We start from the raw sequence: 21,745 nt of genomic DNA, 5'->3' as shown, positions 1-21,745 counted from the left end.
CGGCTACTGCGTGAGCTGGGTCCGCAGCCACTGTTCCACCTCGCCCACGTGCGCGGCGGCGGCCGCTCTGGCCGCCTCCGGGTCGTGGGCCAGCAGCGCGCGGTGGATCGCGGCGTGTTCGCGGCGGGTGCGCTCGAAGGCGCCCTCCTCCTGGTAGCCGCGCCAGACCCGGGCGCGGAAGGTGCGCGAGGACAGCCCCTCCAGGATGGCCGCCATGGTCTCGTTGCCCGCCGCGGCCGCGATCTCCCGGTGGAAGGCCAGGTCGTGGGCGAGGATCTCCTCCGGGTCGTCGGTCGCGTTCATCGCCGCGAGGTGTTTCTCCACCTCGGCGAGCTGGTCGGGGGTGATCCGCGCGGCGGCCAGTGCCGTCGCCGTCGACTCCAGGATCCGGCGCACCTCCAGCAGTTCCACCAGCCGCGGCCCGCGCGAGAGGTCGGCCACCACACCGAAGGTCTCCAGGAGGTCCCCGGCCTCCAGTCGCGTGACGTAGATGCCGGAGCCGTGCCTGGCCTCCAGGACCCCGAGGACCGTGAGCGCGCGGATCGCCTCGCGCATCGAGCTGCGGGACATGCCCAGCTGGGCGGCGAGATCGCGCTCCGTCGGCAGCCGCTGTCCGGGCTCGAGGCGGCCCTCTTTGATCATCTCCTTGATCCGCTCGATGGCGCGCTGGGTCACGGTGCCCTTCTGGGGGGCGCCCTCCGTCCCGTGGGACAGGGTCTCGTCCACGCCGCTTCCTCCTGTTGCCGGGTGCGCCGCAGTCTAACCACCGATGTGGTCGGACCACTACGGCCGGAAACCGGGAAAAGTTGGCTCCGCAGGGTGTTGCGGACCCAAAGTGGTCTGATAAATATTCGTCCCGGCTGGAAGAGGGACTCCGGCCACGCGTCCTGCTCGATCTCGCTCAATGAGGAGCCGTCAGATGGCCGGCAGAACAGTGCGGAACAGGCGAATCCCGTCGCGGGCAGTGAGTGCGGCGGCTGTGGTCGCCTGCGCGACCCTCGTGCTCGCGGCGTGCGGCAGCACCAAGGACGACGTCGCCTCCGGCGGCGGGGGAGGCGACGGCAGTGGCAAGGTCGGAGTGATCCTGCCCCTGCTGACCTCGCCGTTCTGGCAGTCCTACAACGACTACGTACCCAAGATGGCGAAGTCCGAGGGCGTCGACGCCCTCAAGACCGTCAACTCCAACAGCGATCCGTCCCAGCAGATCACCGACATCAACAACCAGCTCAACCAGGGCGTGAAGGGGCTCGTGGTGGCCCCGCTGGACAGCGCCGCGATCGTCGCCGGTCTCGACCAGGCCGACCGCAAGGGCGTCCCCGTGGTCGCCGTCGACGTGGCCCCCGACAAGGGGAAGGTCGCCATGGTCGTCCGCGCCGACAACGTCGCGTACGGCGAGAAGGCCTGCGAGTACCTGGGCAAGCAGATCGGTTCGGGCAAGGTCGTGCAGATCATGGGCGACCTGGCCTCGGTCAACGGCCGTGACCGCTCCGAGGCGTTCCGCTCCTGCGTGAAGAAGAACTACCCGAAGCTCAAGGTCCTGGAGATCCCCGCCAAGTGGGAGTCCGACACCGCGGCCTCCAAGCTGGACACGCTGCTGAACGCCAACCCCGACATCAAGGGCATCTACATGCAGGCGGGCGGTGTCTACCTCGCGCCCACACTGCAGACCCTGAAGTCGAAGGGGATGCTGAAGAAGGCGGGTCAGGCCGGCCACATCGCGATCGTCTCGAACGACGGCATCCCGCAGGAGTTCGACGCCATCCGCAAGGGCGAGATCGACGCCACCGTCTCCCAGCCCGCCGACGCCTACGCCAAGTACGGCATGTACTACATCAAGGCGGCCATGCAGGGCAAGACGTTCAAGACCGGACCGACCGACCACGACTCCAAGATCGTCGAGCTGCCCGGCGGCATCCTGGAGGACCAGCTGCCCGCGCCGCTGGTCACCAAGGACAACGTCGACGACCCCGAGCTCTGGGGCAACACGGTCAAATGAGTACACCACTGGTGGAGGCGCGCGGGGTCGCCAAGCGGTACGGCCCCACCGTCGCCCTCCAAGACGGCCGGCTCACCGTCCTGCCGGGCGAGTCCCATGCCCTCGTAGGGCGCAACGGCGCGGGCAAGTCCACCCTCGTCACGATCCTCACCGGTCTGCAGGCCCCCGACGAGGGCACGGTCAGCTTCGACGGCGAACCCGCGCCCCCGCTCACCGACCGCGACGCCTGGCGCCGCAAGGTGGCCTGCGTCTACCAGAAACCCACCGTCGTACCGGAGTTGACGGTCGCGGAGAACCTCTTCATCAACCGGCAGCCGACCGGACGCGGCGGACTGATCAGCTGGCGCAGACTGCGGTCCGAGGCGGCCGACGTCCTGGCCACCTGGGACGTACGGGTCGATCCGGAGGCCCGCACCGCCGACCTCAAGGTCGAGGACCGTCAAATGGTCGAGATCGCACGGGCGTTGAGCTTCGGCGCCCGGTTCATCGTCCTCGACGAACCCACGGCCCAGCTCGACAACCGGGAGATCGAACGGCTCTTCACCCGGATGCGCGCGCTCCAGGAGTCCGGCGTCACCTTCCTGTTCATCTCGCACCACCTCCAGGAGGTGTACGAGGTGTGCCAGACGGTCACCGTGCTGCGCGACGCCCGCTGGATCACCACCGCGCCGGTCGCCGAACTTCCGCGTCCGGCGCTGGTGGAGGCCATGGCCGGCGAGGCGATCGCCGAACGGGCGGCCGTCCGGGACACCGCGCCCGACGACGCGCCCGTCGTACTGCGCACCGAGGGGCTCACCTCGGACGCGTACGACGCCATCGACCTCACCGTCCGCCGGGGCGAGGTCGTCGGGCTCGCCGGGTCCAGCGCGAGCGGCAAGATCGAGCTGGCCGAGTCGCTCGCCGGCCTGTACCGGCCGACGGGCGGGACGGCCCGACTCGACGGGGAGCGACTCCCGTTCGGCGACGTGCAGGCCGCGCTCAGGGCAGGCGTCGGCTGCGTGCCGCGCGACCGGCACGAGCAGGGACTCGTCTCCGGCATGACCATCGGCGACAACGCCACCATGAGCGTCCTGAACCGGCTCGGCCGTTACGGCTTCATCGCCACCGACCGCAGACGCGAGTTCGCCGACGAACTGATCGACCGCCTCGACATCCACGCCGAAGGGCCCGACCAGCCCGTCTCCGACCTGTCCGGCGGCAACGCGCAGAAGGTCGTGATGGCCCGCGCCCTCGCCTCCGACCCGCGGCTGCTCATCCTCATCAACCCCACCGCGGGCGTCGACGTGAAGTCCAAGGAGTCGCTGCTGTCCCGTGTGGACAGCGCCCGCGACGACGGCACCGCCGTGCTCGTGGTCTCCGACGAACTCGACGACCTGCGCCGCTGCGACCGCGTCCTCGTCCTCTTCCACGGCCGTGTCGTCGCCGAGCACCCGGCCGGCTGGCACGACCACGAGCTGATCGCCTCCATCGAAGGAGTGGACCATGGCTACGGCATCTCCCCGGGGGGTCAACCCCGGACCCCCGGCCGAGGAGAGCGAGGCCCCGGTGGCTGAGACGAAGGCCCCGCCGTTCGCCGCCGCACGACTGGGCGACGGGCGTGCCACCAAGACCGTACTGCTCCGACGCGCACGCGAACTCGCGCTCGTTCCCGCCCTGTTGCTGCTCATGGTGCTGGGCGCGATCGTCAACGACTCCTTCCTCACCGAGCGGAACCTCATCTCCATCCTCGGTGCCTCCGCGGCCCTCGCGATGGTCGTCCTCGCCGAGTCGCTCATCCTGATCACCGGCAAGATCGACCTGTCGCTGGAGTCGGTCGTCGGAATCGCGCCCGCCGTCGGCGCGCTGCTGGTCCTGCCCGCCGCCCAGTCCGGCTGGGGCACGGAATGGCCGGCCGGGATCGCCCTCCTGGGGGTCCTCGTGGTGGGCGGCGTCATCGGGGCCTTCAACGGCGTCCTCGTGGTGAAGCTGAAGCTCAACGCCTTCATCGTCACCCTCGCGATGCTGATCGTCCTGCGCGGCCTGCTGGTCGGCGCGACCAAGGGCAAGACGCTGTTCGGCATGCCCGACGCGTTCTTCTCCCTGGCCACCTCCACCTTCCTGCGCGTTCCGCTCTCCGTGTGGCTGGCCGCCGTCGCCTTCGGCGTCGCCGGGCTGATCCTCAAGTACCACCGGATCGGCCGCGCCCTGTACGCGATCGGCGGCAACACGGACGCCGCCCGCGCGGCCGGCATCCGTGTCGACCGGGTACTGCTCGGGGTGTCGGTCGTCGCGGGCGTCCTCGCCTCGGTCGGCGGGATCATGCAGACCGGTTACGTCGGCGCGATCAGCGCCAACCAGGGCAACAACATGATCTTCACGGTGATGGCGGCCGCGGTCATCGGCGGCATCAGCCTCGACGGCGGCAGGGGCACCATGTTCGGCGCCCTCACCGGCGTCCTGCTGCTGGGCGTCGTCCAGAACCTGCTCACCCTCGCGCAGGTGCCGTCCTTCTGGATCCAGGCGATCTACGGCGGAATCATCCTGGTCGCCCTGATGATCGCCCGTGTGACCACCGGACGTGCCCAGGACTGACCGCCCCTTCGCTCTCGTACGGACCCCTCCGTACCCCCTGTCCCGGACCGAAAGGCCTCCCGTGTCCCCAACTGCCGCTCGCATCACCGCGGTCGACACCTACGACGTCCGTTTCCCCACCTCGCGCGAGCTCGACGGCTCGGACGCGATGAACCCGGACCCCGACTACTCGGCTGCCTACGTCGTGCTGCGCGGCGACACGGCCGACTGTCCCGAGGGGCACGGATTCACCTTCACCATCGGACGGGGCAACGACGTCCAGGTCGCGGCGATCGAGGCGCTGCGCGGACATGTGGTGGGACGGTCCGTCGAGGAGCTGTGCGCCGATCCGGGCTCCCTCGCCCGGGACTTGATCGGTGACAGCCAACTGCGCTGGCTGGGGCCCGAGAAGGGCGTGATGCACATGGCGATCGGGGCCGTCGTCAACGCCGTGTGGGACCTGGCCGCCAAGCGCGCCGGCAAGCCGCTGTGGCAACTGCTCGCCGACGCCGAACCGGAGTGGCTGGTACGCCAGGTCGACTTCCGCTACCTCACCGACGCCCTCACCCCGGACGAGGCGCTGGAGCTGCTGCGGCGCGGCAGACAGGGAGCCGCCGAGCGCGCCACGGCCCTCCGGGAGAACGGGTTCCCCGCCTACACCACCTCGCCCGGCTGGCTCGGCTACAGCGACGAGAAGCTCACCCGGCTGGCCGCCGAGGCGGTCACCGACGGCTTCACCCAGATCAAGCTGAAGGTCGGTGCCGACCTGACGGACGACGTACGGCGCTGCCGGGTCGCCCGCTCTGTCGTCGGCCCCGGCATCCGCATCGCGATCGACGCCAACCAGCGCTGGAACGTGGACGAGGCCATCGACTGGACCAGGGCCCTCGCCGAGTTCGACCCGTACTGGATCGAGGAGCCCACCAGTCCCGACGACGTCCTCGGGCACGCCGCCGTCCGCAAGGCGGTCGCCCCCGTCAAGGTCGCCACCGGCGAACACGTCCACAACCGCATCGTCTTCAAGCAGCTCCTCCAGGCCGGCGCCATCGACATCCTGCAGATCGACGCGGCCCGGGTCGCCGGCGTCAACGAGAACCTCGCCATCCTGCTGCTCGCGGCCAAGTTCGGGGTGCCCGTCTGCCCGCACGCCGGTGGTGTGGGACTGTGCGAACTCGTCCAGCACCTCTCGATGTTCGACTTCGTCGCGCTCTCCGGCACCACCGACGACCGGGTCATCGAATACGTCGACCATCTGCACGACCACTTCCTCGACCCGGTGGTGATCCGGCAGGGTCACTACACGGCACCCACCGCGCCGGGCTTCTCCGCCACCATGCGTCCGGAGTCCATCGCGGAGTTCACCTACCCCGGCGGCACCTTCTGGGCCGCCGACCTCGCACGGCAGGAATCCGACACTCAGAAGGGGGAAGCGGCGTGACCGCGGACTTCGAAGGTCTCAAGGCGCTGGTGACCGGAGGCGCGTCCGGCATCGGCCGCGCCACCGCCGAGCTGCTCGCGGCCCGCGGCGCCCAGGTCGCCGTCCTCGACCTCGACCTCTCGGGGGTCGAGAAGCCGCTGCTCGGCCACCGCGCCGACGTCACCGACGACGTGTCCGTCCGGGCGGCGGTGGCCGCGGCGGTCGCCGACCTCGGGGGACTCGACGTCCTGGTCAACAACGCGGGGATCGGCGCGCAGGGCACCGTCGAGGACAACGAGGACGCCGAGTGGCACCGGGTCCTGGACGTCAACGTCCTCGGCATGGTGCGGACGGCCCGCGCGGCCCTGCCGCATCTGCGGAAGTCGGCGCACGCGGCGATCGTGAACACCTGCTCCATCGCCGCCACCGCCGGACTGCCGCAGCGTGCCGTGTACTCCGCGTCGAAGGGTGCCGTCCTCTCCCTCACCCTCGCGATGGCCGCCGACCACGTCCGCGAGGGCATCCGGGTGAACTGCGTGAACCCCGGTACGGCCGACACGCCGTGGGTCGGCCGGCTCCTCGACGCCGCCGACGACCCGGCCGCCGAGCGCGCCGCCCTGGAGGCCCGCCAGCCCTCCGGACGTCTCGTCTCGGCCGCCGAGGTCGCGGGCGCCATCGCCTACTTGGCCAGCCCGCTGTCCGGCGCCACCACCGGCACCGCGCTCGCCGTCGACGGCGGCATGCAGGGCCTGCGGCTGCGACCGGAGGGCCGATGAGAACCCTCGGGAGAAGCGGCGTCGAGGTCAGCGCCCTGTCCTTCGGCGCCGCGGGCATCGGCAACCTGTTCACGCCGGTGAGCGACGAGCAGGCGCACGAGGCCGTGGACGCGGCCTGGGACGGCGGCATCCGCTCCTTCGACACCGCGGCGCACTACGGCCTCGGCCTCTCCGAACGGCGACTCGGGGCGGCCCTGCGCGAGCGGCCGCGTCACGCGTACACCCTCTCCACCAAGGTGGGCCGCCTCCTGGAGCCCACCGGCACGGGCGGAGACGACCTGGCGAACGGCTTCGCGGTGCCCGCCACGCACCGCCGGGTCTGGGACTTCAGCGCCGACGGAGTACGACGCGCCCTGGAGACCGGCCTCGAACGGCTCGGCCTCGACCGCGTGGACGTCGTCTACCTCCACGACCCCGACGACCACGCCGAACAGGCCTTCCACGAGGGCTACCCGGCGCTGGAGAAGCTCCGTTCGGAAGGCGTGGTGGGCGCGATCGGCGCGGGCATGAACCAGGCCGGGATGCTCACCCGCTTCGTCCGCGAGACGGACGTCGACGTCGTACTCTGCGCCGGACGCTACACCCTGCTCGACCACCGGGCGCTGACCGAACTGCTGCCCGCGGCCCTGGAACGCGGTACCTCGGTCGTCATCGGGGGCGCCTTCAACTCGGGCCTGCTGGCCGACCCGCGGCCGGGAGCGACGTACGACTACGCGGCCGTGCCGGGGGAGACCCTGGAGCGGGCCCTGCGGCTCAAGGACGTCGCACAACGGCACGGCACCACCCTGCGCGCCGCCGCGCTCGCCTTCCCCGCCGCCCACCCGGCCGTCGTGAGCGTACTCGTCGGCGCCCGCTCGGCACACGAAGTCCTCGACTGTGTGCAGCAGTTCGCCACACCGGTGCCCGCCGCGTTCTGGCGGGAACTGCGGGAGACGGGACTGCTGCCCGAGGAAGCCCCCGTACCCGTACAGGACCCGTCATGAGAATCGCCCTGCACACCAAGGTGCGCGCCGACCGCGTCGACGCCTACGAGGCCGCCCACCGGAAGGTCCCCGCGGAACTCACCGCGGCCATCCGGGCGGCCGGAGCCACCTCCTGGACGATCTGGCGCAGCGGCACCGACCTGTTCCACGTCCTGGAGTGCGAGGACTACGGCCGGCTGCTCGCCGAACTGGAGGGACTGCCGGTCAACATCGCCTGGCAGGCGCGGATGGCCGAACTCCTCGACGTCGTGCACGACTACTCCGACGAGGGCGCCGCGGCGGGGCTGCCGGTCGTGTGGGAGCTGCCGTGAGGGTGGACGCGCACCACCACGTGTGGGACCTCTCCGTCCGGGACCAGGACTGGATCACCGGCCCCGGACTCCGGCCGCTGCGCAGGAACTTCACGGTCGGCGACCTCCGGCCCGAGGCGGCCGCCGCCGGGATCGGACGGACGGTCCTGGTCCAGACCGTCACCGTGGCCGAGGAGACCCCCGAATTCCTCGGCCTCGCCCGGGAGAACGAGCTGATCGGCGGAGTGGTCGGCTGGACCGACCTGACCCGGCCGGACGTCGCCGACGAGCTGGCCCGGCTGCGGGAACTGCCGGGCGGCCGGTACCTCAAGGGCATCCGTCACCAGGTGCAGGGCGAGCCGGAACCCGACTGGCTGCTGCGGCCGGACGTGCGGCGCGGGCTGGCGGCCGTGGCCGAGGCCGGCCTGGTCTACGACCTGGTCGTGCTGCCCCACCAACTGCCCGGCTGTGTCCGCGCCGCTCTGGACCACCCCGGACTCACCTTCGTCCTCGACCACTTGGGGAAGCCGCCGATCGCCGACGGCGGCCTGGAACCATGGGCGGGTCAGGTGCGGGCGCTGGCCGCGCTGCCCAACACGGTCGGCAAGCTCTCCGGCCTGGTCACCGAGGCCGACCTCGCGCGGTGGACGGTCGACGACCTGCGCCCGTACGCCGAGACCGCCCTGGCGGCCTTCGGCCCCGGCCGTCTGATGTTCGGCTCGGACTGGCCGGTGTGCACGCTGGCCGCCTCGTACGCCCAAGTGGTCGCGGTGAGCGCCGAGTTGACCGATGTGCTCGACGAAGGGGAGCGTGCCGACGTGTTCGGGGGTACGGCCCTGCGCGTCTACCGGCTCTGACCGCCCCGCTCCAGCCGCGTCGGCGGCAGGAACTCCCGCACATGGGTCCGGTGCCAGCACGCGCCCGTCTCCCGCAGCTCGCGCCAGGTCGTGTAGCGGTACCGGTACAGGCGGGCCCGGACGTAGCGGGGCGGCGCGCCCGCCGGGAACGGGGAACGGCGCAGCAGCCGCAAGGTGTCGGGGTCGTTCTCCAGCAGCCGTTCGACCAGACCGGTGAACCAGGGACCGGCGTAGGCGGGGGAGAGCGCCGCGAACCACATCATCCAGTCCAGCCGCAGATGGTACGGCGCGAACTGGCGCGGCCAGTGGCCCGGATCGCCGGGCTTGCCCCTGAACTCGTACTCCCGCCAGTCCGAGTCCGCGCGCGGCACGTCGTCCGAGGTGCCCTCGACGACCACCTCGTGGCGCACCCGGCTGACGCTGCCGAACGCGCCGTAGGTGTTGACCAGGCGCAACGGGTCGAAGGAGCGGTTCATGACCTGGCGCCGGGAGACCATGTTGCGGGCGGGGCGGTAGCCGAGGACCAGCAGGCCGGCGGCGACGGAGAGGACCACGATCTCGTACCAGAGGGGCGGCCCCGGCATCCGTGGGGGAGCGGCCGGGAACTCGACGGCGCTCAGGGCCAGCACGATCGTGATCCAGTTCAGCCAGGAGAAGTTGCCCGACAGCACCAGCCAGAGCTGGGTCAGCACCATCAGTGACGCGGCGGCCGTCGCGACCGGCTGCGGGGTGAACAGCAGTACGGGGACGACGAGCTGGGTGACATGGTTCGCGGCCACCTCCACCCGGTGCACGGGCTTGGGGAGGTGGTGGAAGAACCAGCTCAGCGGTCCAGGCATCGGCTGGGTCTCGTGGTGGTAGTCCAGGCACGTCAGCTTCCGCCAGCAGGCGTCGCCGCGCATCTTGATCAGACCGGCGCCGAACTCCACCCGGAACAGCACCCAGCGCAGCAGGAAGAGGACCACGACCGGGGGAGCGACCTCGTCGTTGCCGAGGAAGACGGCGAGGAAGCCGACCTCCAGGAGCAGCGACTCCCAGCCGAACGCGTACCAGGTCTGGCCGACGTTGACGATCGACAGGTACAGCACCCACGGGACGAGCCACAGCACCATGCCGCCCCAGAGCGGGAGGTGCCGGTCGAGACCCGCGACCAAGGCCGCGGACACCGCGCAGCCCGACCAGGACCAGACCGCGAAGAAGCGGTCCGAGTAGTACAGGTGGAACACGCTCGGGGAGTGGCGGAACGGCACCCGCGCCACGTAGCGGGGCACGGGCAGCATCCCGCGCTCCCCGATCAGCGCGCGGAACTGCCGCGCCGCGCCGAGGAACGCGACGAGATACACCACGGCCAGCGCCCGCTGGAAGACCAGCCGGCTCAGCCAGTAGTCGGGGACGGTGAACCACTCCACGGCGAGTCGCTCCTCTCCCCTCCATTGTGACGCTGGGTGATCGTCTGCGCTTGCGTGAGCCGAGCGGGCGACGCAGACAATGGTCATCGACCTGTCCGGGATGAATGGGAGAACGCGGTGCGCATACCCACCCGAACCTTCGTCACGGCCTGCGCGGTCTCGGCGGCCCTCCTCGTCGCCGGGTGCGGCGGCAACGGCGACGGGAACGACGAGAACACGGCGTCCGACGCCTCCGACGGCGAGATCCTCCTCCAGCCGCTCGCCGCCCGGGGGCCCGACCCCTTCACGGAGTCGACGGTCACCGCCACCGCCGTCTCCCCGCCGCGCGTCACCCGAACGCCCCAATCGACGGCGGGGAACTCCCCGGCATCCGGTGACACCACGACCACGGCGCACCCGGCGCGTTTCCCGGGCGGTACACCGGGTCTGTACGGCGGCACCCGGTCGGCCGGCAGTTGCGACACCGGCCGGCAGGCCGGACTGCTGGCCGCCGACCCCCGCAGGACACAGGCCTTCGCACGGGCCGCGGGTATCGCACGGACCGCCGTCCCGGAGTTCGTGCGCGGGCTGACGTCGGTCGTCCTGCGCGCCGACACCCGGGTCACCGACCACGGCTACCGGGACGGCCGGGTGACCGGATTCCAGTCCGTGCTGCAGACGGGCACCGCCGTCCTCGTCGACGACCGGGGCGCGCCCCGGCTCCGCTGCGCCGGCGGCACCCCGCTGAACCCGCCGGTCGTCCCCCGCGGGGCCGCGGCCACCCGGGGACAGTCCTGGTCCTCCTTCCGGCCCGGCGAGGTCATCGAGGTGACGCCCGCGCCCGCGGCACTCGGCAGCGTCACGATCATCGACCTCGACGGCAGCACCTGGATCGAGCGGCGGCTCGGCGACGACGGGCACCGCGACGTCGTCGTCCGGCCGCCCGAGGCCGGCGCGCCCGCCATCGGGCCGTCCGGTGACGCGCCGACCGGTCCGCGGGTCCCGCCGTCCGCCTCCGGCCCCTCGGACCCCGGCGACCCGCCGAGCGGGGCGGGCCGCTCGCCCGGGGACCCCGAGGCCGACTGCGTGACGCCGACCGTGACCGTCCCGCCCGGCCCGACCGGGAGCGCCCCGGACGAGGTCCCGCCCGCGCAGACTCCGGTGGCCGCGCCCCCGGACTGCCCCACGGCCACCGTCACCGCGTCGCCGCCCCCGACCGCGGGCGAGTCCCCCGCGGTCCCGCCGGACGAGGGCACCGTCCCCGGGCCCGGCGAATCGGACGGGGAGACCGGCCCCGACACCCTCCCGGACCTCCCCGGCCTGCCCGACGGCGGTGGTCCGATGCCCGGCGAGTCACCCGGCGGGGGCACCGTGTTCGACGCCCCGACCGACGTCTTCGACAGCTGAGCGGACGGGAAGCCGCCAGGACGGCGGACCCCGGTCCCTCTCCGCGGAGGGCCCGGAAGCGGGCTCTCCAGAAGTCGAATAATCCGGCAAATCCTGACAAGGTGGCCCCATGGTTGATCGGGGAGCTAGCGCCCTGCCTCTCCCGGACGACTGGCCCGCCCACCCGGATCCGATCCTGGCGCTCAACCGCATGGGCAGCTTCGACTGGGACCTGGACAACGGCCTGTTCCACATGGACGCCCAGGCCCACGAGATCTTCGACCTGCGCCCCGGCGAGTTCGACGGGTCCCCCGAGGGCCTGTCGGCCCGGATACCCCCGGCGGAGGGCATACGCCTCGACACCGTGGTGTCCCAGGCCATCAAGGACGGCAGCGAGAACTACGGCGCCTACTTCCGCGTCCGCCGCCGTGACGGCTCCCTGCGCTGGACACACACCCAGGGCTGCATCCGGCGCGACGGGACCGGCAGGCCGCGCCGGATCATCGGCATCGTGCGCGACGCCACGCAGGAACTCAGCGAGGGCGCGGCGCGCCACGAACTCGCCGCCCAGGACGAGGCCCGCCGCCAGCAGACCAACGTCGTGCAGATCACCACCGCGGCGCTGGCCCACGCCCGTACCGTCCAGGACGTCATCGACATCCTCAAGGACACGCACGGCCTCACCCATCTGGGGGCGACGAGCATGGTGATGGGGCTGGTCGAGGCAGGCCGCATCCGGCTCGTCGCCGAGGGCCCCGCGGGCAGTTTCGTACCCGGCACCCTGATCACCCGGATCGACGAGCAGTACCCGATGAGCGAGGTCGTGCGCACCCTCGCTCCGCGTTTCATCGAGTCACCCGAGGACTTCGCCGAGTCGTACCCGCTGCTGTGGCCGCACATCACCGACCTGGAGATCACCTCGGCCGCCTACCTGCCGCTGATCGCGCAGGCCCGCCCCATCGGCTCCCTCGGTCTCCTCTACAACGACCGGTACGGCTTCTCCGCCGAGGAGCGCAACGTCCTCGTCGCCCTCGGCAGCAGCATCGCCCAGAGCCTGCAGCGGGCCATGTTCTACGAGCAGGAGAAGGACCTCGCCCAGGGACTCCAGCAGGCCATGCTGCCGCGCTGCATCCCCAGCGTGCCCGGCGCCGACACGGCCGTCCGCTACCGCTCCGCCTCCCTCGGCCGGGACGTCGGCGGCGACTGGTACGACCTGATCCCGCTGCCGGGCGGCCGGGTCGGCGCCGTCATCGGCGACGTCCAGGGCCACGACACGCACGCGGCGGCCGTCATGGGCCAGTTGCGCATCGTGCTGCGCGCCTACGCCGCCGAGGGACACACCCCCGCCACCGTGATGGCCCGCGCCTCCGTCTTCCTGCACGAACTCGACACCGAACGCTTCGCGACCTGCCTGTACGCGGAGGCCGACCTGTCGACCGGAGTCGTCCAGCTGGTGCGGGCCGGCCACATCGACCCGCTGGTCCGGCGGACCGACGGGACCTGCCGCCGGCTGTCCCTCGAAGGAGGCCTGCCGCTCGGTCTGTCCGCCCTGTTCGGACGCCTCGAATACCCGGTCGAGACGGTCGAACTCGATCCGGGTCAGACCCTGATGCTGTGCACCGACGGCCTCGTGGAGCAGCCCGGCGTCGACCTCGACGACGGGATGCACACCCTGATGGAGCTGATCCGGTCGGGACCCGAGGACGTGCACGATCTCGCCGACCGGCTCATCGACGTGGCCGAGGAACGCGGCGGCGAGGACGACGTGGCCCTGCTGCTCCTGCGCCGCCGCGGTCCCGGCCCCCGGCAGTCCGGTGGCCGGCTCCAGCAGCACGTCGCGCCCGGCGACTCCGAGGCCCTGACCGAGGCGCGCCGCATGATCCGGGCGGCGGTCCGCGCCTGGGGCGCCGCCGAACGCGCCGACGAGATCGAACTCGTCGCCGACGAACTGATCACCAACGCCCTCATGCACACCGAGGGCCCCGCGATCGTCACCCTGAGGGTCCTCAGCGGACCCGACCGCAGGCTCCGCGTGGAGGTCGAGGACTCCTCCAGCGCGCTGCCGCGCCGCCGGGAGGCGGGCGTGTCCGGTGTCTCCGGCCGGGGTCTGCTGCTCGTCGACCGGCTCGCCGACGTCTGGGGCGTGGAGGCCCGGGGCGGCGGCAAGTGCGTGTGGTGCGAGTTCCTGGTCCCGGGGCGGGAGTGATCTACGGGACGGGACGAGACTGGTCTACGGGGCGGGGCGGGGCGGGGCGGTCCGGCTCGGTGCCGTCCTGTGCGGTGTGCGGCCGGTGGTCCGGGTGGTGGTGTCGGTGCCGGGTGGCACTCTGGACGCATGCCGGAACTGCCAGAGGTCGAGGCGCTCAAGGACTTCCTGGCCGACCATCTCGTCGGCCGCGAGGTCGTGCGCGTCCTGCCCGTCGCCATCAGTGTCCTGAAGACCTACGACCCGCCCGTCACCGCCTTCGAGGGTCGTGAGGTCACCGCCGTGCGCCGGCGGGGCAAGTTCCTCGACATCGAGGCCGACGGACTGCACTTCGTGACGCACCTGGCCCGCGCGGGCTGGCTGCAGTGGCGGGACCCGTTGCCCGACGGCCCGCCCAGACCGGGCAAGGGCCCACTGGCGCTGCGTGTCGCCCTGGAGAACGGGGAGGGCTTCGACCTCACCGAGGCGGGCACCCAGAAGAGACTCGCGGTCCACGTGGTCCGGGACCCGCAGGAGATCCCGGGCGTGGCGCGCCTGGGCCCCGACCCACTCGCGGCCGACTTCGACGAGGCACGGTTCGCGGGGCTGATCGAGGGGGAGCGGCGCCGCCTCAAGGGAGCCCTCCGGGACCAGAGCCTGATCGCGGGCGTGGGGAACGCGTACAGCGACGAGATCCTGCACGCCGCCAGGATGTCCCCCTTCAAGCTCGCCTCCTCGCTGACGCCCGAGGAGACCGGCCGCCTGTACGAGGCGCTGCGTGGCACGCTCACCGAGGCGGTGGAGCGCTCCCGCGGGCTGGCCGCGGGCCGTCTCAAGAGGGAGAAGAAGAGCGGGCTGCGGGTGCACGGCAGGACGGGCGAGCCCTGTCCGGTGTGCGGCGACACCATCCGCGAGGTGTCCTTCAGCGATTCCTCGCTGCAGTACTGCCCGACCTGTCAGACGGGCGGCAGGCCGCTGGCCGACCGCCGGATGTCCCGCCTGCTCAAGTAGCGTCCGCTCAGGGCGACTTGACCGTCACCAGGTGCTTGCCGTCCGCTGTGCGCACCTCGAACCGGCTGATGTCCTGGGCGGTCATCGAGGCGCCGCCCGTCATGCTGGTGGGGGCCCCTTCGCGCTCGGGCACCATCCAGCTCGTGACCGTCTGCTCCGACCCGTCCTTGCCGACGGCGACGAGCTGGCAGGGCCGCGGGCCCCCGGAGTCCTTGACCTCGACGTCGACCTCGCTGCCCCAGACCCGGTCCTGGGTCGTGACCCGGGCCCAGACGCCGGTGTCCGCGTCGGTCGCGGCGGCCTGGTTGGACGCGGAGTCACCGGACGCCGAGCCGTGCGACGTCACCATCGCGATCGTGGGTCCGCCGGCCGCGAGGACCACGGCGGCGGCCACCGCGTACAGCCAGCGCCGGTGGCCGGCCCGGCGGCGGCCCGCCACCTCGCCGAGCAGCGTGTCCAGCAGCCGGGGGCCGGGTGCCGCGAACGGGTGCACGGAGCGCGGTGTGGCCCGCCGGTACAGCATCATCTGCCGTGCGGCGGGTCGGAACTCACTCACGTGCGCCGCGCACTGGGGGCACTCCATGAGGTGATCCTCGAAGCGGAAGGCATCCGCCTCGTCCAGCACGCCGAGCGCGTAGGCGCCGACGTCACGATGCCGTTCCAGGGACCTCATACCGAATACCGAATCCTCGTGGCGATCGAGCGGGGTGGGGGTGGTGTTGCTGTTGCCCACCGGTACGGACCAGACCGCCGAATCACTCAAGCTCGTCCGGAATCGCGGCGAAGACGTTCGGAGCGGGCGCGCCCGCGGATTGGTGCGCGCCCGGAAAAGTTGCCGGGCACGCATCCGCGGGACGGCTGCCCGGAGATCGTAGGAAGGTTTCTCGCAGGAGGGAGGGGCTGTTCGAAGGGTGCGTCAGGAAGATCGGAGGGAGGGTGCGGTCCGAGGAGGTCGGATGGTGCGGTCGGAAGGGAGCGAGGGTTCGGAGGGATCGAACGGTGCCGCCGGAAGAGAGACACCGGAGGGTCCGGTCGGTAGAGGGAAGAAGTCGGAGGGCACGGTCGGAAGAGGGGGGTCGGAGGGTGTGGTCAGAAGAGATGGATCGCCAGGTGCCCCAGCGGCAGGCCCAGCTGCCAGGCCGGTGTCCACACCTTGGGGCCGTCGTCCTCGCCGGGGATCGGACCTCCGCCGGGTACGGCGTCCAGGTCGGGGGCGAGCAGTTCGGTCTCCTCCAGCCAGCGCCAGGCCGCCGCGGCCAGTTCCAGGTCCGGGGCGGGCCCGCCGCACTCGGCCGTCTCGGCCCTGAGCCGGGCCATGTGCTCGCGCACCCAGTCCTGCCACGGCTGGTCGTAGGCGGTCAGCGAGAGCCAGGTCTCCAGTTGGGAGACGACCCGGATGCCCGAGAGCTCGCCGTCGCTGTCGGAGAGAAAGATGGTCAGGGCCAGGGCGTCACGCCCGGCGCGGAACTCGAAGGACGTGGGCGGCATCAGGTCGCCGGTCCGCAACAACTCGTCGGCGATGTACTCGGCGTACAACCAGGCCATGGGGACGGTGAGTTCCCCACCGCCGGTGCCGTCCGTGCTCTCTTGACCTCTGTGCAGCATCCCTTCCTGCCTTCCTCCGGTGCGTGCGCGTCGCCCGACCCGGGCTCTCGGTCGGAACACGGATGAGGACAAGCGGAATACTCAACCATGGTCCTTGGCAGGCACTTTGCGGAGGCTTGACCCGGGACTCGGTTTCACCGCAGGTCGGCCGCGTATCCCGGAAGAACCCGGCGCAGGGCGCGCAACGCGTAGTAGGCCCGCGACTTCACGGTACCGGGCGGAATTCCGAGCGCGGCGGCGGCCTCCGCCACACTCGCCCCCTGGAAGTACACCTGCACCAGGACTTCACGGTGCTCGGGAGTGAGAGTCTTCACAGCCTCCCGCACATCGAGCGTCGCCGCCGACCTTTCGGCGTGATCGGCGCACACCCGCGCGTTGTCCAGCACCGCGTCACCCACCTCGGGGGGCCGAGCCTGACGGGCCCGCCGCGCGTCGATCGCGAGCCGTCGTCCCACGGTGAGCAGCCAGGGGCGTACGGAGGCGAAGTCGTCGGCGCGCAGCGCCTCGGGGTGCTGCCAGGCCCGTACGAACGTCTCCTGGAGCAGATCCTCGGCGCGCTGCCGGTCGCCGTCGGACAGGCGCAGCAACAGAGCGAAGAGGGGCCGTCCGTGCTCGCGCTGGAGCGCGAGCAACTCGTGCTCGGCGGTCGTCTTGGTGGTGGTTCCGGCCGTCATGGCCTGTATGCCAGCGGTTGTCGCCCCACTCGGACAGGGGCGGGGCACGGGTCTGCGGTGGGCGGTCGATGCAGTCGGTGAACGGCGCGGCGAACGGTTCAGCGGGCCCCTCGCACGACCTGCTCCGCGCGCGCCCCTCCCGCCAACGGGCGTGTCGGCGACGGGCGGACGGGCCGTCGGCCTCGCGGCTCCCCAGATTTCCGGGCCGCCTTCCGTCGAGGCGGGCCGCCCGCGGACGGGACCGACGACGGGCGCGCGGCCCCGACCCGCTAGGGGACGACGGTGACCGGCCAGCGTCCGGCCTTCACCAGCCGGATCGCCACCGATCCGACGATGCGGTGCCCCGCCTGCTCGGAGGCGCCGACCACCACGGCGTCCGCGGTGAGTTCGTCCGCCGCCTTCACCAGGCCGTTGTACGGGTCGCCGCGGAAGGTGTGGAACTCCCAGCGCACCGCGAATATGTCCTTGACCCGTCCGGCGGCCTCACGGATCTGCGCGATGAGGTCCTCGGCGATCCGGTCCGTCGTCTCCGCGACCGGTGCCCCGAAGGCCGCTCCCGCGGCCATGACGGGCTGGATGTAGACGACGGCGAGCAGCGCGTGCTGCCGTCTGGCCAGACCGCCCGCGTACGCCGCCGCGCGCAGCGAGGAGTCGGAGCCGTCCACGCCGACGACGATGACCTTGGGACCGTCCGTGCCACGCTCGAACCGGTGCGAGGGTTGCTGTTCCGCCACATCGCCGAGGCTATCGGAAGCCGCAGGTCGGGGAGGCGGATGGGGCGTGTGGAAACCAGGGGGACGGCGTGTCGGCCGCACCGGCGCGGGGGCACGGTGCGCGCGCCGGTGCCGGGCCGGCTGCCGGACGGCGTCCGTTCCGCACCGGCGTAACGGGGTTCACGGGACGGCGTACCCGGGCCGGCGTACCGGTGTGTCCCGCGCCCGACTCGCGGGGCGAGGGGCGAGGGGCGTACGCCCCGGGCGGCGCCCGCGCGCCGAACACGCCGCAGGACCGGCAGCGCGCCGCCCGACCGGCACCGGGCAGCCCGAACGGCGTCGTGACGTACGACCGGCGTCGTGACGTAAGACGGACGCCGTTGCTCATGGCCGGCAGGGCGCCGCCCGACCGGCGTCGTGACTCACGACCGACACGGCGCCGCAAGACCGGCATCGGCCGTACGACAGTGGCCGGGCCCGACGACAGCCGCCGGGCCCTACGACGGGCACCGTGCCGATCGACGGGCACCCTGCCGCCCGGCAAGGCGAGGCCGCCCGGCAAGGCGAGGCCGCCCGGCAAGGCGAGGCCGCTCGACGGGCGGGCCTGCCCGTCGCTTCCTAGAGTCGGAACCATGAGTGCCACCGTCGAGGCCCGCGGACCGAAGGGCGCCAAAGGTCCCGTACGGCCGTCCCGGGACGGTTTCCTCAGCAGGGTGCCCGACGGCTACGGGGCCTTCTTCGGTGTCCTGAGCGCGCTCTGTGTCGTGCTGGCCTTCATCGAGCCGCTGCGCCGTCTGCTGCGCCCCGTGGTGGACTTCCTCGACCAGGTGATCGTCCCGGTCAGCGCGAACCTCGCGTACGCGGCCTTCCTCTTCCTGCTCGCCGCCGCGACCGCCGCCCGTAAGAAGGTCGCCTGGTGGCTGGTCGTCGTCTACCTCGGCCTGTTGGTCCTGTCCGACGTCGTCGGCCTCGCGATGGGTCTCTACGCCGCGTCGCTGCCGTCCTTCGCGGTCTGCGGCGTCGCCCTGGTGCTCCTGGTCGTGGCGCGCCGCGAGTTCTACGCGGACTCGCGGCGCGGCGCCGTGTGGCGGGCGCTGGCCGTCCTGGTCGCCGGGCTCGTCGCGGCGATCCTGCTCGGCTGGGGCCTGGTCGAGCTGTTCCCCGGCACCCTGCCGCGCGGCGACCGGCTGACGTGGGCGGCCGGCCGGGTGTGCGGAGGACTGGTCTCCGCCGACTCGTTCGGCGGACGCCCACCCCATCCGGTCTACTTCTTCCTCGGCCTCTTCGGGGCCGTCGCCCTGCTCAACGCCGCCGCCACCCTCTTCCGCTCCCAGCGCCTTGAGGCGGCCCTGCACGGTGACGAGGAGTCCCGGATCCGCTCGCTGCTGCGGGCCTACGGCGCCGACGACTCCCTCGGCTACTTCGCCACCCGCCGTGACAAGGCCGTCGTCTTCTCGCCCAGTGGCAAAGCCGCCGTCACCTACCGGGTCGAGGCCGGGGTCTGCCTCGCCAGCGGCGACCCGGTCGGCGACCGCGAGGCCTGGCCGCACGCCATCGACGCCTGGCTGGACCTGGCCCGCCGCTACGCCTGGGTGCCCGCCGTCATGGGCGCCTCCGAGGACGGCGCCAAGGCCTTCGTGCGGGCCGGGCTCGGGGCGCTGGAACTCGGTGACGAGGCGATCCTGCACGTCGCCGGCTTCGACCTGGACGGCCGTGACATGCGGGCCACCCGTCAGGCCGTCAACCGTGTGCGCCGCACCGGGGCCACCTGCCGGGTACGCCGCCATTCCACCCTCACCGACGCGGAGATGGAGGAAGTCGTCGACCGGGCCGACGCCTGGCGCGACACCGAGACGGAGCGGGGCTTCTCGATGGCCCTGGACCGGCTCGGCGACCCCGCGGACGGAGACTGCCTCCTCGTCGAGGCGATGGACCGTGACGGCAGACTCCTGGCGCTGCTCTCCTTCGTGCCCTGGGGCGGCGACGGCATCTCGCTCGACCTGATGCGTCGTGACCGCGGAGCCCCCAACGGCGTCATGGAGTACATGGTCGCCGAGATGTGCGCGGTGGCCGGGAAGTTCGGCGTACGCCGTGTCTCGCTCAACTTCGCGGTGTTCCGGTCGGTCTTCGAGGAGGGCGCCCGTGTCGGTGCCGGGCCGGTGCTGCGGCTGTGGCGCAAGCTGCTGCTGTTCTTCTCCCGGTGGTGGCAGCTGGAGGCGCTGTACCGGTCCAACGCCAAGTACCACCCGGAGTGGTACCCCCGTTTCCTCTGCTACGGGGACGCGGGCTCCCTCGCCCGTATCGGCATGGCGTCCGGCATCGCCGAGGGCTTCGTCTCCGTGCCGTCCCTGCGCACACTGTGGGGCAAGGGACGTACGAAGGCCGAGACCGCGCCCGTGGTCACCGGGGCCCCGCCCGCACCGCGGGCCCCGGGACCCGGCGGAGGGGAGACGGCCGAGGCCCCCGATCCGACGGCCGGCCTGCCCGAACAGGTCCGCGTCCGGCACCGCACGCTCGAACGGCTCCGCGCGGCGGGCGTCGACCCTTACCCGGTGGGCACCGCGCCGCGGACCCACACCCTCGCCGAGGTCCGCGCGGGAGTGCCGGTGACCGTGGCCGGGCGGGTCGTCCTCGTACGGGACTTCGGCGGCCTGGTCTTCGCCGTCCTGCGCGACTGGTCCGGCGACCTGCAGATCGCCCTCACCCGCTCCGGATCAGGACCCGCCCTCGACCGGTTCCGCGCGGACGTCGACATCGGCGACCACCTCACCGCCGACGGCGTCTCCGGGGCCAGCGACAGGGGTACCCTCACCGTCTTCGTGACCGACTGGCGGCTCACCGGCAAGTGCCTGCGCCCGCTGCCCGACAAGCACCGGGGCCTGACCGACCCGGAGGCGAAGGTGCGCCGCCGCCATGTCGACCTGGTGTCGAGCCCCGAGGCGCGTCAGGTCGTCCGGGTCCGCTCCACCGCCGTGCAGGCGCTGCGCCAGGGGCTGCTGGACCGCGGCTACCTGGAGGTCGAGACGCCGATGCTCCAGCGGGTCCACGGCGGCGCCAACGCCCGCCCGTTCACGACCCACATCAACGCCTACGACCTGGACCTCTATCTCCGCATCGCCCCCGAGCTGTACCTCAAGCGGCTGTGCGTCGGCGGCCTGGAGAAGGTCTTCGAGATGGGCCGCACCTTCCGCAACGAGGGCGTCTCCCACAAGCACAACCCCGAGTTCACGATGCTGGAGGCGTATCAGGCGTTCGCCGACTACGACGTCATGCTCGACCTCGCCCGTGAGCTGATCCAGGGCGCGGCGATCGCCGCGTTCGGGGCGGCCGTCGCCCGCAGGGACGGCACCGAGCACGACATCTCCGGCCCGTGGCCCGTCAGAACGGTGTACGGCGCCCTCGGTGAGGCACTGGGGGAGGAGGTCGGCGCCGACACCCCGCTGAAGGCGCTGCACGGGCTGTGCGACCGCGCGGGCGTGCCGTACCGGGCGGACGACGGCCGCGGCGACGTCGTACTGGAGATGTACGAACGGCTGGTGGAGGCGAAGACCCGACTGCCCACGTTCTACAAGGACTTCCCGACCGACGTCTCCCCGCTCACCCGACAGCACCGCACCGACCCGCGCCTCGCCGAACGGTGGGACCTCGTCGCCTTCGGTACCGAACTGGGCACCGCCTACTCCGAGTTGACCGATCCGGTGGAGCAGCGCCGTCGGCTGACGGCGCAGTCGCTGTTGGCCGCCGGGGGTGATCCCGAGGCGATGGAGCTCGACGAGGACTTCCTCGACGCGCTCGAGTACGCCATGCCGCCCACCGGCGGGCTCGGCATCGGCGTCGACCGGACGGTCATGTTCCTCACCGGTCTCACGATCCGCGAGACCCTGCCCTTCCCTCTGGTGCGTCGTCGCTGAACT

Annotated in this window: 18 protein-coding genes; 12 read left to right on the top strand and 6 right to left on the bottom strand. The window is 72.1% G+C overall.

Annotated features, from left to right (window positions below; translation table 11 throughout):
- Positions 1-3: 3 nt before the first annotated feature.
- On the bottom strand, positions 4-726 hold the full coding sequence (locus GFH48_RS07450) for a FadR/GntR family transcriptional regulator (RefSeq protein ID WP_194280522.1): 723 nt from the start codon (positions 724-726) through the stop codon (positions 4-6).
- Positions 727-919: 193 nt separating this feature from the next.
- On the opposite strand from GFH48_RS07450, the gene GFH48_RS07445 reads away from it, so the two are divergent.
- The 8 genes from GFH48_RS07445 to GFH48_RS07410 all read left to right on the top strand — a co-directional run bounded on the left by GFH48_RS07445 (position 920) and on the right by GFH48_RS07410 (position 8,869).
- Positions 920-1,996, top strand: a complete 1,077-nt coding sequence (locus GFH48_RS07445; protein WP_153287502.1) for a sugar ABC transporter substrate-binding protein — start codon at positions 920-922, stop codon at positions 1,994-1,996.
- On the top strand, positions 1,993-3,549 hold the full coding sequence (locus GFH48_RS07440) for a sugar ABC transporter ATP-binding protein (protein ID WP_153287501.1): 1,557 nt from the start codon (positions 1,993-1,995) through the stop codon (positions 3,547-3,549). Before GFH48_RS07445 ends, GFH48_RS07440 begins: the two co-directional genes overlap by 4 nt.
- Positions 3,542-4,567 (top strand): ABC transporter permease, encoded by a 1,026-nt coding sequence (locus tag GFH48_RS07435; protein ID WP_153292766.1) that lies wholly within the window; start codon positions 3,542-3,544, stop codon positions 4,565-4,567. Before GFH48_RS07440 ends, GFH48_RS07435 begins: the two co-directional genes overlap by 8 nt.
- Positions 4,568-4,628: 61 nt before the next feature.
- Positions 4,629-5,984 carry an L-fuconate dehydratase gene (locus GFH48_RS07430; protein WP_153287500.1) on the top strand — a complete coding sequence of 452 codons (1,356 nt, stop codon included), beginning with the start codon at positions 4,629-4,631 and terminating at the stop codon, positions 5,982-5,984.
- Positions 5,981-6,739, top strand: a complete 759-nt coding sequence (locus GFH48_RS07425; RefSeq protein WP_153287499.1) for an SDR family NAD(P)-dependent oxidoreductase — start codon at positions 5,981-5,983, stop codon at positions 6,737-6,739. Before GFH48_RS07430 ends, GFH48_RS07425 begins: the two co-directional genes overlap by 4 nt.
- Complete coding sequence (locus GFH48_RS07420) at positions 6,736-7,722, top strand: aldo/keto reductase (protein ID WP_153287498.1); 987 nt, start codon at positions 6,736-6,738, stop codon at positions 7,720-7,722. The genes GFH48_RS07425 and GFH48_RS07420 overlap by 4 nt, the downstream gene beginning before the upstream one ends.
- The gene (locus GFH48_RS07415; RefSeq protein WP_153287497.1) at positions 7,719-8,033 is read left to right on the top strand and encodes an L-rhamnose mutarotase; all 315 of its coding nucleotides are present in this window, start codon (positions 7,719-7,721) and stop codon (positions 8,031-8,033) included. The genes GFH48_RS07420 and GFH48_RS07415 overlap by 4 nt, the downstream gene beginning before the upstream one ends.
- Positions 8,030-8,869 carry an amidohydrolase family protein gene (locus GFH48_RS07410; protein ID WP_153287496.1) on the top strand — a complete coding sequence of 280 codons (840 nt, stop codon included), beginning with the start codon at positions 8,030-8,032 and terminating at the stop codon, positions 8,867-8,869. The genes GFH48_RS07415 and GFH48_RS07410 overlap by 4 nt, the downstream gene beginning before the upstream one ends.
- Here GFH48_RS07410 and GFH48_RS07405 read toward each other — a convergent pair.
- Positions 8,857-10,278: a lipase maturation factor family protein gene (locus tag GFH48_RS07405; RefSeq protein WP_153287495.1), complete on the bottom strand. Its 1,422-nt coding sequence runs from the start codon at positions 10,276-10,278 to the stop codon at positions 8,857-8,859. The two genes, GFH48_RS07410 and GFH48_RS07405, sit on opposite strands and share 13 nt — an antisense overlap.
- 117 nt (positions 10,279-10,395) lie before the next feature.
- Here GFH48_RS07405 and GFH48_RS07400 point away from each other — a divergent pair, with 117 nt between their 5' ends.
- From GFH48_RS07400 to GFH48_RS07390, 3 genes are all read left to right on the top strand, one after another.
- A complete protein-coding gene (locus GFH48_RS07400) occupies positions 10,396-11,664 on the top strand; it encodes a DUF6777 domain-containing protein (protein WP_153287494.1) in 1,269 nt (422 codons plus the stop codon).
- 109 nt (positions 11,665-11,773) lie between these two features.
- Entirely contained in the window at positions 11,774-13,849 is a 2,076-nt protein-coding gene (locus tag GFH48_RS07395; RefSeq protein WP_153287493.1) for a SpoIIE family protein phosphatase, read from the top strand.
- Positions 13,850-13,978: 129 nt separating this feature from the next.
- Positions 13,979-14,839 carry an Fpg/Nei family DNA glycosylase gene (locus GFH48_RS07390; RefSeq protein ID WP_153287492.1) on the top strand — a complete coding sequence of 287 codons (861 nt, stop codon included), beginning with the start codon at positions 13,979-13,981 and terminating at the stop codon, positions 14,837-14,839.
- Between the two features lie 7 nt (positions 14,840-14,846).
- Here the strand turns inward: GFH48_RS07390 and GFH48_RS07385 are convergent, their stop codons facing one another.
- The 4 genes from GFH48_RS07385 to GFH48_RS07370 all read right to left on the bottom strand — a co-directional run bounded on the left by GFH48_RS07385 (position 14,847) and on the right by GFH48_RS07370 (position 17,852).
- Positions 14,847-15,512 carry a zf-HC2 domain-containing protein gene (locus GFH48_RS07385; protein WP_153287491.1) on the bottom strand — a complete coding sequence of 222 codons (666 nt, stop codon included), beginning with the start codon at positions 15,510-15,512 and terminating at the stop codon, positions 14,847-14,849.
- Positions 15,513-15,928: 416 nt separating this feature from the next.
- Positions 15,929-16,444: a hypothetical protein gene (locus GFH48_RS07380; protein WP_153287490.1), complete on the bottom strand. Its 516-nt coding sequence runs from the start codon at positions 16,442-16,444 to the stop codon at positions 15,929-15,931.
- A gap of 134 nt (positions 16,445-16,578) precedes the next feature.
- Positions 16,579-17,118 carry a sigma-70 family RNA polymerase sigma factor gene (locus GFH48_RS07375; RefSeq protein ID WP_153287489.1) on the bottom strand — a complete coding sequence of 180 codons (540 nt, stop codon included), beginning with the start codon at positions 17,116-17,118 and terminating at the stop codon, positions 16,579-16,581.
- A gap of 269 nt (positions 17,119-17,387) precedes the next feature.
- A complete protein-coding gene (locus GFH48_RS07370; RefSeq protein WP_153287488.1) occupies positions 17,388-17,852 on the bottom strand; it encodes a universal stress protein in 465 nt (154 codons plus the stop codon).
- Positions 17,853-18,463: 611 nt separating this feature from the next.
- On the opposite strand from GFH48_RS07370, the gene lysX reads away from it, so the two are divergent.
- Complete coding sequence (lysX, locus tag GFH48_RS07365; RefSeq protein ID WP_153287487.1) at positions 18,464-21,742, top strand: bifunctional lysylphosphatidylglycerol synthetase/lysine--tRNA ligase LysX; 3,279 nt, start codon at positions 18,464-18,466, stop codon at positions 21,740-21,742.
- The last annotated feature ends 3 nt before the right edge of the window (positions 21,743-21,745 follow it).

The sequence above is a fragment of the Streptomyces fagopyri genome (assembly GCF_009498275.1).
Lineage (GTDB): Bacteria > Actinomycetota > Actinomycetes > Streptomycetales > Streptomycetaceae > Streptomyces > Streptomyces fagopyri.
This window is presented reverse-complemented; position numbering and strand designations above follow the sequence as displayed.

What these genes read in the sequence shown, in the direction of transcription:
- GFH48_RS07415 (WP_153287497.1), top strand. Translation starts at nt 7,719, where the DNA reads ATGAGAATCGCCCTGCACACCAAGGTGCGCGCCGACCGCGTCGACGCC.
- GFH48_RS07380 (WP_153287490.1), bottom strand. Translation starts at nt 16,444, where the DNA reads ATGCTGCACAGAGGTCAAGAGAGCACGGACGGCACCGGCGGTGGGGAA.
- lysX (WP_153287487.1), top strand. Translation starts at nt 18,464, where the DNA reads ATGAGTGCCACCGTCGAGGCCCGCGGACCGAAGGGCGCCAAAGGTCCC.
- GFH48_RS07375 (WP_153287489.1), bottom strand. Translation starts at nt 17,118, where the DNA reads ATGACGGCCGGAACCACCACCAAGACGACCGCCGAGCACGAGTTGCTC.
- GFH48_RS07440 (WP_153287501.1), top strand. Translation starts at nt 1,993, where the DNA reads ATGAGTACACCACTGGTGGAGGCGCGCGGGGTCGCCAAGCGGTACGGC.
- GFH48_RS07385 (WP_153287491.1), bottom strand. Translation starts at nt 15,512, where the DNA reads ATGAGGTCCCTGGAACGGCATCGTGACGTCGGCGCCTACGCGCTCGGC.
- GFH48_RS07390 (WP_153287492.1), top strand. Translation starts at nt 13,979, where the DNA reads ATGCCGGAACTGCCAGAGGTCGAGGCGCTCAAGGACTTCCTGGCCGAC.
- GFH48_RS07445 (WP_153287502.1), top strand. Translation starts at nt 920, where the DNA reads ATGGCCGGCAGAACAGTGCGGAACAGGCGAATCCCGTCGCGGGCAGTG.
- GFH48_RS07395 (WP_153287493.1), top strand. Translation starts at nt 11,774, where the DNA reads ATGGTTGATCGGGGAGCTAGCGCCCTGCCTCTCCCGGACGACTGGCCC.
- GFH48_RS07420 (WP_153287498.1), top strand. Translation starts at nt 6,736, where the DNA reads ATGAGAACCCTCGGGAGAAGCGGCGTCGAGGTCAGCGCCCTGTCCTTC.